Source organism: Streptomyces sp. NPDC059255, assembly GCF_042752355.1.
Taxonomy (GTDB): Bacteria; Actinomycetota; Actinomycetes; order Streptomycetales; family Streptomycetaceae; genus Streptomyces.
In genome coordinates this window covers 1-16,005 of record NZ_JBHYZP010000024.1, presented here as the reverse complement: position 1 = coordinate 16,005, position 16,005 = coordinate 1, and the positions used below count along the sequence as shown (strand labels likewise).

Sequence of the window (16,005 nt, the reverse complement as noted above, 5' to 3'; positions counted from 1 at the left end):
GATGCGCTCCTCCCCAAGGACGACTGCTCCGCCCCGCCATCAGGCGCAAGGAGTAGATGACCATCAGGGGACGCGGCACAAAGTCCCGTCTGTCCCAGTACAGACGCACGCCGTTGCGGGATCGTTCCCCGGCGGGGTGGGGTCCAACCGCGACACCCCGTACCCTTGGGCTTTGTGTTCCGAAGCCGCTCGAAGGAAGAGAAGGCCACCGCCACCAAGGTGACGGCGGACCTCTCCACGCCCCGCGACCCGCAGGCCCCCAAGGGCCGCCCGACCCCCAAGCGCAGTGAGGCACAGTCGCAGCGTCGGCGTGCCGTCACTCCGCCGACCGACCGCAAGTCGGCCATGAAGCAGCAGCGCGAGGCGCGCCGCGTGGATCTGGCCCGGCAGCGCGAGGCACTGGCCAACGGTGACGAGCGCTATCTGCCCGTCCGTGACAAGGGGCCCGTGCGCCGCTTCGTCCGCGACTACGTCGACTCGCGCTTCTGCGTCGCCGAGTTCTTCCTGCCGCTCGCGGTGGTGATCCTCGTGCTGAGCATGGTCCGGGTCGGCTCGCTCCAGAACATCGCGCTGCTGCTGTGGCTCGGTGTGATCGTGATGATCGTCGTCGACTCGATCGGCATCTGGCTGCGTCTGAAGAAGCAGCTCGCCGAGCGCTTCCCCGACACCCCCAAGCGCGGCGCCGTGGCCTACGGCCTGATGCGTACGCTCCAGATGCGCCGGCTGCGGCTGCCCAAGCCGCAGGTCAAGCGCGGAGAGCGGCCCTGAGCGCTGAGGTCTCCGGCTTCGCCGGCGGCTCGGCGAGCTGGCTCGCCGGGCTCGGTGGGCTGCGGAACGTGGTCCGTCAGGAGCTGGTCGCGCGCCAGCTCGACGAGCAGATAGCCGGGCGTTTCCCGGTCGGTCAGCGGCTGCGGGTGCTCGATGTCGGCATGGGCCAGGGCACGCAGGCCCTGCGGCTGGCGCGCGGCGGGCACTCCGTGACCGGACTGGAGTCGGACGCCGGGATGCTGGCCACGGCGCGCGAGGCGCTGGCCACGGAGCCGGCGGGGATACGTGAGCGGGTCAGACTGATCGAGGGCGACGGCCTGGAGACCGGGGTGCACTTCCTGCCCGGCAGCTTCGACGTCGTGCTCTGCCACGGCGTGCTGATGTACGTGAACGAGCCGGACGCGCTGCTCGCGGGGCTGGCCAGGATGCTGGCGCCGGGCGGCCTGCTGTCGCTGCTGGTACGGAACGGGGACGGCCTGGCCCTGCGACCGGGCGTGGCCGGGGACTGGGCGGGGGCGCTCGACGCCTTCGACACGGACACGTACACGAACCGGCTGGGCCTGCGGGTTCGGGCGGACCGGCTGGCGGCGCTGACGGCGACGCTGGCGGGGATCGCCGCCCCGCTGCACGTCTGGTACGGCGTGCGGGTCTTCACGGACGGGGCGGCCGACGACGCGCTGCCGCCCTCCGGCGACGACCTGGAGCGGCTGCTGGCCGCGGAGGACCGGGCGGGGCGCACCGACCCGTACCGCGGGGTGGCTGCGCTGCTGCACCTGTGCGGGGTACGCGGCTGAACGGAGACGGGGCCCGGCAGCGCAACGGGCCCGGGTCCCCAGGACACGGGCTCCCGGGACCAGGCTTCCAGGACCGGGCTTCCAGGACCGATGAACGGAGGCACTCTCCGCTCAGGTGATCGGGCCGCCACCGCGTCCTTACCGGAGTGACCACAGTGAACAGCGCGGGGACGACCGGCGCGGAACATGACGACGCGGAGAAAGCCCGCCCGGAGAAAGCCGCCCCGGACACGGCCCCCGCAGAAAACGCCGGCCTGGAGAAGGCCCCCGCGGAGAATGCCGACCCGGACAAGGCCCCCGCGGCGAAGGGCGGCCCGGAGAAGGACCCCGCGGCGAAGGACCTGAAGGGCGGCGCACCCCGGACGCCGCCGCTGCCCGCCCGGGAGACCTGGAGCGCTCTCTACCGGCACTTCCGGCCGTACCGCGGGACCGTCGCCCTCGGCGGCCTCCTCGCGCTGATCGGCGCGGCGAGCGGGCTGGCGCAGCCGCTCGCCGCGCGGGAGCTGGTGGACCGGCTCGGCGGGGACTCCTCGATCACCGGGATCCTGCTGCTCCTCACGGCCCTGGTGCTGTTCGGCACCGCGGTCGAGGCGGTCGGCTCGTACCTTCTGGAGCGGACCGCCGAGTCCGTCGTGCTGGCCGCCCGCCGCACCCTGATCGGGCGGCTGCTGCGGCTGCGGCTGCCCGAGGTGGAGCGGACGCAGCCGGGCGATCTGATGTCCCGGATCACCTCGGACACGACGCTGCTGCGCGCGGTGACGACGCAGTCGATCGTCTCGGCCGCCACCGGCGGTCTGGCGTTCCTCGCGACGATCGCGCTGATGGGCTGGCTGGACCCGGTGCTGCTCGGGGTCACCCTCGGGGTGATCGTGGTGATCGGCGCCGCCGTGGCGCTGGTGATGCCCCGGATCTCGCGGGCGGCGAAGCGCTCCCAGGAGGCCGTCGGCCATATCTCGGCGGTGCTGGAGCGGGCCTTCGGGGCGTTCCGTACGGTCAAGGCGTCGGGCGCGGAGGAGCGGGAGACCGCCGTGGTGGAGGCGGCCGCGCGGGAGGCGTGGCTGCACGGGGTCCGGGCGGCGAAGTGGCAGTCGGTGGCCGGGTCCTCGGTCGGGCTCGCGGTGCAGGTGTCGTTCCTGGCGGTGCTGGGGATCGGCGGGGCGCGGGTGGCCTCGGGGGCGATCTCCGTCTCGACGCTGGTGGCGTTCCTTCTGTTCCTCTTCTACCTGATCGACCCGGTGTCGAAGCTGGTGGGCGCGGTGACGCAGTACCAGGTGGGGTCGGCGGCGGTGGCGCGGCTCGTGGAGGCGGAACAGCTGGAGACGGAGCAGTTGGAGACGGAACAGCCGGAGCCGGGGACGCGCGGCCCGCGGACCGGGGAGGGGGCGGCAGTCGCCGCCGGACCCGCCTCGGTGGTCTTCGAGGACGTCACCTTCCGGTACCGCGAGGAGCTGCCGTACATCCACCACGGTGTCTCCTTCGAGGTGCCGGGCCCCGGGATGACCGCCTTCGTCGGCCCGTCCGGCGCGGGCAAGACCACCGTCTTCGGGCTGGTGGAGCGGTTCTACGAGGCGACCGGCGGCCGAGTGCTGGTGGACGGCCGGGACGTACGGGAGTGGCCGCTTCCCGAGCTGCGCGCCGCCATCGGCTACGTCGAGCAGGACGCGCCCGTGCTGGCCGGGACGCTCCGCGAGAACCTGGTCTTCGCCGCGCCGGACGCCACCGAGGAGGAGATCCGGGAGGTTCTCGTACGGGCCAGGCTGGACGGGCTCGTCGACCGGCTCCCGGACGGTCTGGAGACACTGGTCGGCCACCGCGGCTCGAAGCTGTCCGGCGGCGAGCGGCAGCGCGTGGCGATCGCGCGGGCGCTGCTGCGCCGACCGCGGCTGCTGCTCCTGGACGAGGCGACGTCACAGCTCGACGCGGTCAACGAGCTGGCGCTGCGCGATGTGGTGGCGGAGGCGGCGCGCGAGGTGACGGTGCTGGTGGTGGCGCACCGGCTGTCGACGGTGACGCTCGCGGACCGGATCGTGGTGATGGACGCGGGCCTGGTCCGCGCGGTGGGCACGCACGAGGAGCTGGTGGCGAACGATCCGCTGTACGGGGAGCTGGCGGCGACGCAGTTCCTGGCGGCGGGGCGCTGACCGCCGCTCCGGCAGCCGGGCCTCCGGCGGGACCCCGGCCAACTCTGCTGCGCGCCTTCGAGGCGGGCCCCTGATCGGCGGCGCAACGCGAGCCGATCCGGGGGTCAAACGGGATAATCCCGGCATGGATGCTTCCCTCCCCTCCCGCCGCCGGCGCCGCCACGCACACCGGGTGCCGCTGTCCCTGACCGCCGCGCTCTGCGTGGTCGCCCTGGCCGGCGGCTGCTCCACACCCGGCACCGCCGCGCCGGTCGCCGCCGAGCGGGCCGCGCACCCCGCCCGGCCCGCGCAGGCCACGCCCGGCTCCGGGACCGGTCTCCAGGGCGACTACGAGACGGTGATCAGGAACGTCCTGCCCTCGGTCGTGCAGATCGAGGCCGGGAACAGCCTGGGCTCGGGCGTCATCTACGACGGGCAGGGCCACATCGTCACCAACGCCCATGTGATCGGCGGCGGGCGGACGTTGACGGTGACCGTCGCCAACAGCGAGCAGCCGCTGCGCGCCAGGCTGGTCTCCAGCTTCCCCGAGCAGGATCTCGCCGTCATCAAGCTCGACGCCGTGCCGCGCGGGCTGAAGCCCGCGACGTTCGGCGACACGGCGAAGGTGGCGGTCGGTCAGATCGTGCTCGCCATGGGCTCGCCGCTCGGGCTGTCGAGCAGCGTCACCGAGGGCATCGTCTCGGCGGTCGGCCGGACCGTCAGCGAGGGCGGGGCGGGCGGCGGTACGGGGGCCACCATCGCCAACATGGTGCAGACCTCGGCGGCGATCAATCCGGGCAACAGCGGGGGCGCGCTGGTCAATCTGGACAGCGAGGTGATCGGCATCCCCACGCTGGCCGCGACCGACCCGGAGCTGGGCAACGGGGCCGCGCCCGGGATCGGCTTCGCGATCCCCGTGTCGATGGTGCGGACGGTCGCCGACCAGATCATCGAGCACGGCCGGGTCGTCGACTCGGGCCGGGCGGCACTGGGCATCACGGGGCGTACGGTGGTCGGTCCCGAATTCCAGCCGGCGGGCGTCGCGGTCGTCACGGCGCGCAAGGGCGGCGCGGCGGCGGAGGCGGGGATCAGGGCCGGGGACATCATCACCGCGATCGACCGGACACGGGTGACGACGATCGCCTCGCTCTCCGAGATCCTCGCGTCGGACAAGCCGGGGCAGCGGGTGAAGGTGACCTTCACCCGGGGCGGCGCGACCAGGACGGTGGAGGCCACGCTGGGCGAGATGTGACGCGGGGCCGTACGTCCGGGGGCTCCCCGGACGTACGGCCCCGTGCCCGCAGCGGTCTCCCCGGATGTACGGCCCCGTGTCCGCAGGGCTCCCCCGGGCGTACGGCCCCGCGTTACGCGTCGGCCCCACGGCCCCGCCTCCGCGCCGACGAGGCGGACTCACGGACGCGTGGCTCAGCCCGCGTCGGCCTGGAGGCTCATCGGGCCGTACACCTTGCTGCCGTCCTCGAAGAGCGACACCTGGTCGGCGCCGCCGTCCAGGAGCTCTCTCCAGACCTCGCCGACCCATGACTCGGCGTCGCCCTGCGTCGTGAACTCCTCCGGCTCCACCGCCGGCGGGACCTCCGTCCCGTCGGCCTTCTCGAACCGCCACATCCACGCCATGTGCGCCTCCCGGCTCCCGCGGAACTGATCGATCTACCTGCCCGCAGCGTAGCCGGGCGCGCACCGTACGCGGTGACGCGGGAGGATCATCTCTGTGGAACTGACTCTGCTCGGCACCGGTGCCCCCACCGGACTCCCCCGCCCCCACTGCCCCTGCGCGGCGTGCGCCACCGCGCGCGGCCCGTGGGCCCGCGCCGCCACGGCCCTCCTCGTGGACGGTGTGCTGCTGCTGGACCTGACCCCGGGGGCCGCGCTCGCCGCGGCCCGCGCCGGGCACTCCCTGGCGGGGGTACGTCAGGTCCTGCTCACCCATCCGCACGACGGCCCCGCGGTCGAGTTGCCCGCCGGGCTGCCGTCGGCCGGGCGGGTCGCGGACGGCCGGGTGCTGACGCTGCTCAGCGGCCACCGGGTGCGGGCGGTGGCGATGGACGCGCCGGGCACCGGGTACGAGGTGACGGGCCCCGGCGGCGAGCGGCTGCTGCATCTTCCGCCGGGCGGGGCGCCGGCCGGGGTGGCCTCCGGCAACGGCCGTACGCGGGCCGCGACCGCCCCGTACGACATGGTCGCCGCCGATGTGATCGGCCGCCCGGACGCGGTGGCGCGGCTGCGCGCGGCGGGCGCGATCGGCCCCGCCACGGATGTCGTCGCCGTCCATCTCGACCACGACGTACCGCCGGGGCCCGAGCTGGTGCGGCGGCTGGCGGCGGCGGGCGCGCGGGCCGTCCCCGACGGGACGACGCTGACGGTGGGCGCGTACCACCCCGTCCCCGAGGTGCCGCGCCGCACGCTGGTGACGGGCGGGGCGCGTTCGGGCAAGTCCTGGGAGGCGGAGCGGCGGCTGGCGGCGTTCCCCGGGGTGCTGTACGTGGCGACGGGCGGCGGACGTGAGGGCGACGCGGAGTGGGAGGAGCGGGTCCGTACCCACCGCGAGCGCCGCCCCGGCTCCTGGCGTACGGCCGAGACCTGCGACCTGGTCCCGCTGCTGGCGGAGGAGGGCCCGCCGCTGCTGATCGACTGCCTGTCGCTGTGGCTGACGGACGCGATGGACCGCGTCAACGCGTGGGACGACGCGGCCTGGTCCTCGGGCGGCGAGAAGGCGCTGCGCGAGCGGACCGGGGAGCTGGTCGCGGCGGTGCGGGCGACGCGGCGCACGGTGGTGGCGGTGACCAACGAGGTGGGCGCGGGGGTGGTCCCGGCCACCCGCTCGGGGCGCCGCTTCCGCGACGAACTGGGCCGGCTGAACGCGGCCGTCGCGGACGAGTGCGAGCAGGTGCTCCTGGTGGTGGCGGGCCAGGCCCTCGCCCTGCGGTGACACCCCGTCGTCGGGCGCGGCGCGGCCCGGTACTGTCGCCGGATGAGTTCGCTTAATCTCGATGACTTCTCCGATCTGATCGAGCGCCCCGACAGCGGTACCCGGCGCGACGCCGAGGAACGCAGGGAGCGGCTGGTCGTGGCACCGGGGGCGCTCGGGCGCCTCGACGAGTTGGGTGAGTGGCTCTCGGCGGCGCAGGGGTCCGTGCCGGTGAGGGCGGTGGAGCAGCCGCGCGTGGTGCTGTTCGCCGGGGATCACGGAGTCGCCGGGCTCGATGTGTCGGGCCGGCCCGCGGGCAGCGCGCACGCGCTGGTGCGCGCCGTGCTGGACGGAGCGAGCCCCGTCGCCGTGCTGGCCCGCCGGGCCGGGGTGTCCGTACGGGTGGTGGACGCCGGTCTCGACTGCGATCCGGCGCTGCTGCCCGAGGAGGTCGTGCGCCACCGGGTGCGGCGCGGCAGCGGGCGGATCGATGTCGAGGACGCGCTGACCCGGGACGAGGCGGAGCGTGCCGTACGGCTCGGGATGGCGATCGCGGACGAAGAGGCGGATTCGGGGACGGATCTGGTGGTCCTCGGGGATCTCAGCGTGGGCGGTACGACGGTCGCGGCCACCCTGATCGCGGCGCTGTGCGGCACGGACGCGTCGGTGGTGACGGGGCGCGGCGGCGCGGGCATCGACGATCTGGCGTGGATGCGCAAGTGCGCGGCGGTACGGGACGCGCTGCGCCGGGCCCGGCCGGTGCTCGGGGATCAGATGGAGCTGCTGGCGACGGTGGGCGGCGCGGACCTGGCGGCGATGACGGGGTTCCTGCTGCAGTCGGCGGTGCGCCGGATGCCGGTGATCCTGGACGGTGTGGTGTCGGCGGCGTGTGCGCTGGTGGGGCAGCGGGCGGCGTTCCGGGCCCCGGACTGGTGGCTGGCGGGGCAGTTGAGCGGCGAGCCCGCGCAGGCGAAGGCGCTGGACCGGATGGCGCTCAACCCGCTGCTCGACCAGGGCGTCACTGTGGGCGAGGGTTCCGGGGCGCTGCTGGCGCTTCCGCTCGTCCAGGCGGCGGCCGCGCTCGCGGCGGAGCTGCCGGAGCGGCCTGGGCCCGAGGCCACGGAGGGGGCCGGGGGCGCCGGTGAGGCCGGTGGGACCGCCGGGTCCGACGTGGTGACCACGTAGGAGCGGGGCATCGGATGCGGCGGCAGGGACGGGCCGCCGCATCACCCGGCATGCAGCGCGATGCCCCATATGATCGCGTTTCATGGGAGAAGTACACGTGCTTGCCGAACGGTCGGCCCGGGAGAGCGCCCCGGGTCAGGCGGACAGTAAGGGCCGGGGCACGGTCCTTTCGCGGCGCGCCGCGGCGTACGCCGTCTGGTATCTGCGGACCGTCACCTTCATCAACTTCCTGAGCGCCGTCTGGGTCTCGCTGGGCCAGGATCTGCGGCGGCACAACGTGGACGACTACTTCACGCCCTATCTCCTGACGGCGGGGTTCGCGTCCGGGCTCTTCACGCTGTTCCTGGCGATCACGATGCGCCGCCGCAAGCGCGCCGCGTGGATTCTCAATCTGGTGATCTCGGGGCCCTTCCTGCTGCTGTTCTCGTTCGCGATGACCTTTCCCGAGCTGCGGCAGCACGTGCAGAACTGGGTCTCGCTGGGGCTGACGGCGTCGTTCGTCGCGGCACTGCTGCTGGGGCGGCGGGCGTTCTACGCGAAGGGCGACCGGGCCAATCCGCGGCTGGCCGCGGCGGTGGCGGCGGGCGGGCTGCTGGTGACCTCGCTGGTGGCGGCGGTGCTGGTCACCGTCACGAACACGGCGCACGGCGGCTCGTCGTTCACCGAGCGGTGGCGGTACGGCACGATGCGGCTGGTCTCGCTGGCGGCGGACGAGACGCGGTTCCCGGGGATCGCCACCCCGGGCTGGGTCGACGTGGTCGTCAACGTGCTCTCGACGCTGCTGCTGCTGGCGGTGGTGTACGCGGCGTTCCGGGCGCGGCGCGCGGTGGATCCGCTGACGGTGGACGACGAGGCGCGGCTGAGGGTGCTGCTCGCCCGGCACGGCGAGCGGGATTCGCTGGGGTACTTCGCGCTGCGCCGCGAGAAGAGCGTCATGTGGTCCCCGACGGGCAAGGCGGCCGTCGCCTACCGCGTGGTGGGCGGGGTGTCGCTGGCGTCCGGGGATCCGATCGGCGATCCGGAGGCGTGGCCGGGGGCGATCACGCCCTGGCTGGCGCAGGCGCGGGTCCACGGGTGGATCCCGGCGGTGATGGGGGCGAGCGAGGAGGCCGGGACGATCTACGCCCGGCATGGCATGGACGCGCTGGAGCTGGGCGACGAGGCGCTGGTGGAGACCGCCGGGTGGGCGGTCGCGGGGCGCCCGCCGGGGCAGCCGTCCGCGCTCAAGGGGCGGGCGATGCGGACGGTGCGGCAGGCGTACAACCGGGTCGCCCGGGCCGGTTACCGGGTCCGGATCCGGCGTCATGAGGACATCCCCGCCGAGGAGATGGCAGGGCTGCTGCGGCGCGCGGACGACTGGCGCGACGGCGCCACCGAACGGGGTTTCTCGATGGCGCTGGGCCGGCTCGGGGATCCGGACGACGGGCGCTGCGTGATGCTCGAATGCCTGGACGGGGAGGGCGAGTTGAGGGCGGTGCTGAGCTTCGTGCCGTGGGGGCCGAACGGGCTCTCGCTCGACCTGATGCGCCGTGACCGGGACAGCGAGAACGGTCTGATGGAGTTCATGGTGATCGAACTCCTCCAGCGCTCCGGCGAGATCGGGATCGCGCGGGTCTCGCTGAACTTCGCCATGTTCCGGTCCGTCTTCGAGCGGGGCGCGAAGCTGGGCGCCGGGCCGGTGCTGCGGCTGTGGCGTTCGCTGCTCAGTTTCTTCTCCCGGTGGTGGCAGATCGAGTCGCTGTACCGCGCCAACGCCAAGTACCGGCCGGTCTGGGAGCCGCGTTTCATGCTCTTCGAGAAGAGCGCCGACCTGCTGCGCATCGGGCTCGCGGCGGGGCGCGCCGAGGGCTTTCTGGAGGCGCCGGGGCTGCCGGGGTGGCTGCATCGCCGGCGGCTGGAGAGCCGCCGGTGACGGTGGGGGCGAGGGGGGCGGCGCTCCGTACGCGGCTGCGCCGGTTCGCCCGGCGGGAGTGGGGGCCGCTGCTGACCACGGTGGGGACCACGTTGTCGAAGCGGGGGGCGCGGGCGGTCCCGATGACGCTGACGGCGGTGGGGCTGACGGCGCTGGCGCAGATCGCGCAGAACCAGCCGTGGGGGTACCGGCCGGTGATGGACCTCGGCGCGGTACGGGCCGAGGATCCGCTCGGGGCGGCCCTGCTCCGTACGCCACTGTCGCTGTTCGTACCGGCGCTCGACCTGCCGGTGTGGGGCGCGCTGGCACAGATCCTGCTGGTGTTCGGGGTCGCGGAGATCTGTCTGGGCCGGTGGCGGACGCTGGTGGTCGCGTACGTGGCGACGCTGGCCGGGACGCTGTACGCGCGGGTCGGCGTCGCGCTGGGGCCGGGGGCGTTCCTGGGGCTGCCCGCGTCGGACGCGGAGATCGTCGACACGGGTCCTTCGGCGGCGGTGGTGGGACTCGCCCTGGTGGTGTGCCGGCGCTACCGGGCGCGGTGGACGGCGGGGGTGCTGCTCGTGGCGCTGGTCGGGGAGTGCGTGCTCAAGGACAATCTGGCGGGCCGGGAGCATCTGGCGGCGGCGTCGGCGGTGCTGGCGCTGCTCGCCGTACTGGAGCGGAGACGGCGCGGCGGACTCCGGCCCCGGGCGAGGTGACGGCCGGCCGGCGCGTCGTCAGCGGGGCAGCCGCCCCGGGCCGTCCGGCCCGGCGGGGGTGTCAGCGGGGCCGCCGATCCAGTCCTGTACGCGGCGGCGCGGGCCCGCCCAGCGCAGGTCGCGGCGGTGGGCGCGCAGTTCCGCCCGCGCCCGTGCCCGGGGGCGGCGCCGGTAGCAGCGGCGGGCGTACGGCGATCCGGGCCGGGCCAGCCGGAGCGCGCCGATGAGCGCGACGAAGGGCACGAGCGTGCCGATGAGGGCCATGCGGAGCTTGCCCTTGCAGAGCGCGATCAGCACGAAGCCGAAGTTGACCAGGATCGTGAGGATCGCGGAGCCGCGGTTCTCCCGCTCATCGGGAGTGAGCGAGCTGACGTCGAGCGGGGAGAATCCGCTCAGGACGAGCAGGGCGAGCGCGGCGGCCAGGATCACGACCTCCACGCTCCGGCGGCCCTGTTCGCTCCAGTAGACGTCGTCGAGGTGGAGGATCAGCGCGAACTCGTCGAGTACGAGCCCCGCGCCGACGCCGAAGACCACGGCGCAGACGCAGGCGGTGACCCCGTGGCGTCCGCTGCCGACGGCGCCGAAGCCGCCCACCACGGTGAGGATCACACCGGGGACCACGTGGTGGATGTGCACACCGCCCGGCGCGATGTTCCGGAACGGGCCCCTACCGGCGCGGATGAGCCGGGTGACCGTACGCGTCACCAGGAACGTGAGGACGAACGAGGCGAGGGCGAGCAGCGTGGGGAGCTTGCCGGGATCGGTGATGTTCCGCTGGAACCAGTCCCCCATGCCGGCCACTCCCGCATCACCGATCGCACCCATTGATCACGTATGCGCAATTTAGCGCGTTTCGCCGCCCCGGCCCGGCGTCCGCCCCAGGCACGGCGCCCACCCGGCCCTGCCCCCGCCCCCGCCCCCCCGGCCCGGCGTCCGCCCTGCCCCCGGGCCGCCGCCGGCGCCCGGCTACCCTTCCCGCGATGACCTCCACCGACGCGAACGGCCGCGCCTCGCTCGCCGACGGCCTGCGCTTCGCGTTCGGCACCCTCACCGTGTTCCCCGTCCGCGTGGCGCGCTGGGACCGCCCGGCCGCGCGCGCCGGGATGCTGAGCGCCCCGGCCGCCGGGCTCGCCGTGGGCGGCTGCGCGGCGGCGGCCTCGGCGCTGCTGCTGCTCGCGGGCGCCTCGCCCCTGTCGGCCGGGGTGGCGGCTGTCGCCGCGCCCGCCGTCCTCACCCGGGGGCTGCACCTCGACGGTCTCGCGGACACCGCGGACGGCCTGGGCAGCGCCAAGCCCGCCGAGGGCGCGCTGCGGATCATGAAGCGGTCGGACATCGGCCCGTTCGGGGTGATCACCCTGCTGCTGGTGCTGCTCGCGCAGGTGGCGGCGGTCGCGGAGCTGTACGGCCAGAGCGTGGCCCGGGGCGCGGTGGCGACCGTGCTGGCCGGGCTCACCGCCCGGCTCGCGCTCACCCTCGGCTGCCGTACGGGCGTCCCGCCGGCCCGGCCCGAGGGGCTGGGCGCCGCGGTGGCCGGCACGGTGCCGGTGCGGGCCGCGTGGTGCGCCGCGCTCCTGGTCACGGGCGTGGCCGCGGCGGCGGGCGGGCTCTTCGGGGCGGCCGGCGCCGTGCACCACGCGCTGGCGGTGGTGGCCGGGCTCGGTGCGGCGGCGCTGCTGCTGGCGCACTGCGTACGGCGCTTCGGCGGGGTCACCGGAGATGTGTTCGGCGCGCTCGCGGAGACGGCCGCGACGGCGACGCTCGTCGCGCTGACGCTCGGCTGACCCCGTACCGCGCGCCGTACCGCGCACCTGCGGAAAGTACGGCGCGCGACCGTCGTACGGAGCCGGTCCGGCGGGCGTCGTACGGAGCCGGTCCGGCGGGTATCCCGAAACGTGCGGAACACCCCCACAGACGAGTGAACCGCCGCCGCTGTGAAGCCCGTCCATCACCGAGCGTAGGCTCAATCCCGCCGCGCGGCCGGAACGGGCCGCCGCGGCGGGCACGACCGGCGCAACCCCCCGGTCGTCGAGAACTCAATGAAAGCGAGATTTCACCACCGTGACTGCTCTCACTCTTAAGCCCGCCGGCGTGGCGACCCTGCGCGCCGACGCGATCGTCGTCGGCGTCGCGAAGGGCGCCAAGGGGCCGGTGGCGGCACCGGGCTCCGAGGCCGTGGACACGGCGTTCGACGGGAAGCTCGCCGCCGTTCTGGAGACACTCGGTGCCTCCGGCGGCGAGAGCGAGGTGACCAAGCTGCCCGCGCAGGGCGATCTGAAGGCCCCGGTCGTCATCGCGGTCGGCCTCGGCCCCGTACCGGAGAAGGACGAGACGTACGGCGCCGAGACGCTGCGCCGGGCCGCCGGTGCGGCGGCGCGCGCCCTCTCCGGCGTCAAGAAGGCCGCGTTCGCGCTGCCCGTCGAGACGGTCGAAGACATCGAGGCGATCGCCGAGGGCGCGCTGCTCGGCGCGTACGCCTTCACCGCGTACCAGGGCGGCCAGAAGAACGCGAAGAAGGGCGAGGGCCCCAAGCAGCCGCTCGCCGAGGTGGTGCTGGTCGGCGCCAAGCCGCGTGACAAGGCCCACAAGCGGGCCGCCGAGCGCGCGATCGCGCTGGCCGAGGAGGTCAACCGCGCCCGTGACCTCGTGAACACCCCGCCGAACGACCTCACGCCCGAGTCCTTCGCCGCCGTGGCCACCGCCGCGGGCAAGGAGAACGGCATCAAGGTCCAGGTCCTGGACGAGAAGGCGCTGGCCAAGGGCGGCTACGGCGGCATCCTCGGCGTCGGCCAGGGTTCGGCCAACCCGCCGCGCCTGGTGAAGCTCGCGTACACGCACCCCGACGCGGCGAAGACGCTCGCGCTCGTCGGCAAGGGCATCACCTACGACTCGGGCGGCATCTCGCTCAAGCCCGCCGGGCACAACGAGACGATGAAGTGCGACATGAGCGGCGCCGCCGCCGTGTTCGCCACGGTCGTCGCCGCGGCGCGCCTCGGCCTGCCGGTCAACATCACCGGGTGGCTGGCGCTGGCCGAGAACATGCCGTCGGGGTCGGCGACCCGCCCCGGTGACGTGCTGCGCATGTACAGCGGCAAGACCGTCGAGGTCCTCAACACCGACGCCGAGGGCCGGCTCGTGCTGGCGGACGCGCTGACCCGCGCCTCGGAGGAGAACCCGGACGCGATCGTGGACGTGGCGACGCTGACCGGCGCGATGGTGCTGGCGCTGGGCAACCGCACCTTCGGGATCATGTCGAACGACGACGCGTTCCGCACCTCGCTCCACGAGATCGCCGAGGAGGCGGGCGAGGCCTCGTGGCCGATGCCGCTCCCCGCCGACCTGCGCAAGGGCATGGACTCCCCCACCGCGGACATCGCGAACATGGGCGAGCGGATGGGCGGCGGGCTGGTCGCGGGCCTCTTCCTGAAGGAGTTCGTCGGCGAGGGCATCACCTGGGCCCACCTGGACATCGCGGGCCCGGCCTTCCACGAGGGCGCCCCGTACGGCTACACCCCCAAGGGCGGCACGGGCTCCTCGGTCCGCACGCTGGTGCGGCTGGCGGAGCGCACCGCCGCGGGCGACCTGGGCTGATCCCGGGGGCACCCCGGGCGGGGGTCGTGGTGCGGGCGGGGTGTCCGTTCGCACCGTGACCCCCGACCCCGTCGGGTCGCGCACCGTGCAAAGATGGGTAATCGGCAGGACAGGGCCCCCACCACAGGGCCGAAGACATAGCGGCCGAAGACCAGCCGCCGCCCGGTCGATGTGAGACCGCGCCCGGCGCACATGCATGGAGGACGTGACGTGGCGAACGACGCCAGCACCGTTTTCGACCTAGTGATCCTCGGCGGCGGTAGCGGCGGTTACGCCGCGGCGCTGCGCGGAGCGCAGCTGGGCCTGGACGTCGCACTGATCGAGAAGAACAAGCTGGGCGGCACCTGCCTGCACAACGGCTGCATCCCCACGAAGGCCCTGCTGCACGCCGGCGAGATCGCCGACCAGGCCCGCGAGAGCGAGCAGTTCGGCATCAAGGCCACCTTCGAGGGTGTCGACATCGCCGGGGTCCACAAGTACAAGGACGACGTGATCGCGGGCCTGTACAAGGGGCTCCAGGGGCTGGTCGCCTCCCGCAAGGTGACGTACATCGAGGGCGAGGGCCGGCTCTCGTCCCCCACCTCCGTCGATGTGAACGGTCAGCGCGTCCAGGGCCGCCACGTCCTCCTCGCGACCGGTTCCGTACCGAAGTCGCTGCCGGGCCTGGTGATCGACGGCGACCGGATCATCTCCTCCGACCACGCGCTGACGCTGAACCGCGTCCCGGAGTCCGCGATCATCCTGGGCGGCGGCGTCATCGGCGTCGAGTTCGCCTCCGCGTGGAAGTCCTTCGGCACGGACGTCACGGTCGTCGAGGGCCTGAAGCACCTGGTCCCGGTCGAGGACGAGAACAGCTCGAAGCTGCTGGAGCGCGCGTTCCGCAAGCGCGGGATCAAGTTCAACCTCGGTACGTTCTTCGACAAGGCGGAGTACACCGACACGGGCGTCCGTGTCACGCTCGCCGACGGCAAGACCTTCGAGGCGGAGGTGCTGCTGGTCGCGATCGGCCGCGGCCCGGTCTCACAGGGGCTCGGTTACGAGGAGCAGGGCGTCGCGATCGACCGCGGCTATGTCGTGGTCGACGAGTACATGCGCACGAACGTCGAGACGATCTCGGCCGTCGGCGACCTGGTCCCGACCCTCCAGCTCGCGCACGTGGGCTTCGCCGAGGGCATCCTCGTCGCCGAGCGGCTGGCCGGTCTCCAGACCGTTCCGATCGACTACGACGGCGTGCCGCGGGTGACGTACTGCCACCCCGAGGTCGCCTCCGTCGGCATCACCGAGGCCAAGGCCAAGGAGATCTACGGCGCGGACAAGGTCGTCGCCCTCAAGTACAACCTCGCGGGCAACGGAAAGAGCAAGATCCTCAAGACCGCCGGTGAGATCAAGCTCGTCCAGGTCAAGGACGGTGCCGTGGTCGGTGTCCACATGGTCGGTGACCGTATGGGCGAGCAGGTCGGCGAGGCTCAGCTCATCTACAACTGGGAGGCTCTGCCGGCCGAGGTCGCGCAGCTCATCCACGCGCACCCCACCCAGAGCGAGGCGCTCGGCGAGGCCCACCTGGCCCTGGCCGGCAAGCCGCTGCACTCCCACGACTGATGGCTCAGTCCGGGCGCGACGACCACTTCCGTACATTCGTTAGGAGCAACTGAAACCATGTCGGTTTCCGTAACCCTGCCGGCGCTCGGCGAGAGCGTCACCGAGGGCACTGTCACCCGCTGGCTGAAGGCCGAGGGCGAGCGCGTCGAGGCCGACGAGCCGCTGCTGGAGGTCTCGACCGACAAGGTCGACACCGAGATCCCCGCCCCGGTCGCCGGTGTCGTGGCGTCCATCAAGGTCGCCGAGGACGAGACCGTCGAGGTCGGCGCCGAGCTCGCCATCATCGACGACGGCACGGGCGGCCAGGCGGCGGCCCAGCCGACCGAGGCCGCTCCGGCCCCCGCCGCGGCTCCGGCCGCCCCGGCCCCCGCCGCGGCTCCGGCCGCCCCGGCCCCCGCCGCCGAGGCCCCGGCAC

General features: G+C 73.9%; 14 protein-coding genes. 12 read left to right on the top strand and 2 right to left on the bottom strand.

The window, feature by feature from the left end; translation table 11 throughout:
• The first annotated feature begins 174 nt into the window (after nt 1-174).
• From ACFXKG_RS25175 to ACFXKG_RS25160, 4 genes are all read left to right on the top strand, one after another.
• Nucleotides 175-768 carry a DUF3043 domain-containing protein gene (locus ACFXKG_RS25175; RefSeq protein WP_365806733.1) on the top strand — a complete coding sequence of 198 codons (594 nt, stop codon included), beginning with the start codon at nt 175-177 and terminating at the stop codon, nt 766-768.
• 68 nt (nt 769-836) lie between these two features.
• The gene (locus ACFXKG_RS25170) at nt 837-1,562 is read left to right on the top strand and encodes a class I SAM-dependent methyltransferase (protein ID WP_384843262.1); all 726 of its coding nucleotides are present in this window, start codon (nt 837-839) and stop codon (nt 1,560-1,562) included.
• A 371-nt stretch (nt 1,563-1,933) separates the two neighbouring features.
• Nucleotides 1,934-3,703: an ABC transporter ATP-binding protein gene (locus ACFXKG_RS25165; RefSeq protein WP_384843572.1), complete on the top strand. Its 1,770-nt coding sequence runs from the start codon at nt 1,934-1,936 to the stop codon at nt 3,701-3,703.
• A gap of 124 nt (nt 3,704-3,827) precedes the next feature.
• Nucleotides 3,828-4,934: a S1C family serine protease gene (locus tag ACFXKG_RS25160; protein ID WP_384843260.1), complete on the top strand. Its 1,107-nt coding sequence runs from the start codon at nt 3,828-3,830 to the stop codon at nt 4,932-4,934.
• 173 nt (nt 4,935-5,107) lie between these two features.
• Here the strand turns inward: ACFXKG_RS25160 and ACFXKG_RS25155 are convergent, their stop codons facing one another.
• Complete coding sequence (locus ACFXKG_RS25155) at nt 5,108-5,317, bottom strand: hypothetical protein (RefSeq protein ID WP_384843256.1); 210 nt, start codon at nt 5,315-5,317, stop codon at nt 5,108-5,110.
• Nucleotides 5,318-5,411: 94 nt separating this feature from the next.
• Between ACFXKG_RS25155 and ACFXKG_RS25150 the strand changes: the two genes are divergently transcribed.
• The 4 genes from ACFXKG_RS25150 (at nt 5,412) to ACFXKG_RS25135 (ending at nt 10,403) form a co-directional block, all read left to right on the top strand.
• Nucleotides 5,412-6,629: a bifunctional adenosylcobinamide kinase/adenosylcobinamide-phosphate guanylyltransferase gene (locus ACFXKG_RS25150; RefSeq protein ID WP_384843253.1), complete on the top strand. Its 1,218-nt coding sequence runs from the start codon at nt 5,412-5,414 to the stop codon at nt 6,627-6,629.
• A gap of 42 nt (nt 6,630-6,671) precedes the next feature.
• Nucleotides 6,672-7,793 carry a nicotinate-nucleotide--dimethylbenzimidazole phosphoribosyltransferase gene (gene cobT, locus ACFXKG_RS25145; RefSeq protein ID WP_384843250.1) on the top strand — a complete coding sequence of 374 codons (1,122 nt, stop codon included), beginning with the start codon at nt 6,672-6,674 and terminating at the stop codon, nt 7,791-7,793.
• Between the two features lie 82 nt (nt 7,794-7,875).
• A complete protein-coding gene (locus tag ACFXKG_RS25140) occupies nt 7,876-9,705 on the top strand; it encodes a phosphatidylglycerol lysyltransferase domain-containing protein (RefSeq protein WP_384843247.1) in 1,830 nt (609 codons plus the stop codon).
• Nucleotides 9,702-10,403: a hypothetical protein gene (locus tag ACFXKG_RS25135; protein ID WP_384843244.1), complete on the top strand. Its 702-nt coding sequence runs from the start codon at nt 9,702-9,704 to the stop codon at nt 10,401-10,403. Before ACFXKG_RS25140 ends, ACFXKG_RS25135 begins: the two co-directional genes overlap by 4 nt.
• Nucleotides 10,404-10,421: 18 nt before the next feature.
• Here ACFXKG_RS25135 and ACFXKG_RS25130 read toward each other — a convergent pair whose 3' ends face one another.
• A complete protein-coding gene (locus ACFXKG_RS25130; protein WP_384843241.1) occupies nt 10,422-11,195 on the bottom strand; it encodes a hypothetical protein in 774 nt (257 codons plus the stop codon).
• A 188-nt stretch (nt 11,196-11,383) separates the two neighbouring features.
• On the opposite strand from ACFXKG_RS25130, the gene ACFXKG_RS25125 reads away from it, so the two are divergent.
• The 4 genes from ACFXKG_RS25125 to ACFXKG_RS25110 all read left to right on the top strand — a co-directional run.
• On the top strand, nt 11,384-12,184 hold the full coding sequence (locus ACFXKG_RS25125) for an adenosylcobinamide-GDP ribazoletransferase (protein ID WP_384843238.1): 801 nt from the start codon (nt 11,384-11,386) through the stop codon (nt 12,182-12,184).
• Nucleotides 12,185-12,461: 277 nt separating this feature from the next.
• Nucleotides 12,462-13,991 (top strand): leucyl aminopeptidase, encoded by a 1,530-nt coding sequence (locus ACFXKG_RS25120; RefSeq protein ID WP_384843235.1) that lies wholly within the window; start codon nt 12,462-12,464, stop codon nt 13,989-13,991.
• Between the two features lie 210 nt (nt 13,992-14,201).
• Complete coding sequence (lpdA, locus tag ACFXKG_RS25115; protein ID WP_384843232.1) at nt 14,202-15,590, top strand: dihydrolipoyl dehydrogenase; 1,389 nt, start codon at nt 14,202-14,204, stop codon at nt 15,588-15,590.
• A gap of 57 nt (nt 15,591-15,647) precedes the next feature.
• On the top strand, nt 15,648-16,005 hold a 358-nt coding region (locus tag ACFXKG_RS25110), incomplete at its 3' end, for a biotin/lipoyl-containing protein (protein ID WP_384843230.1).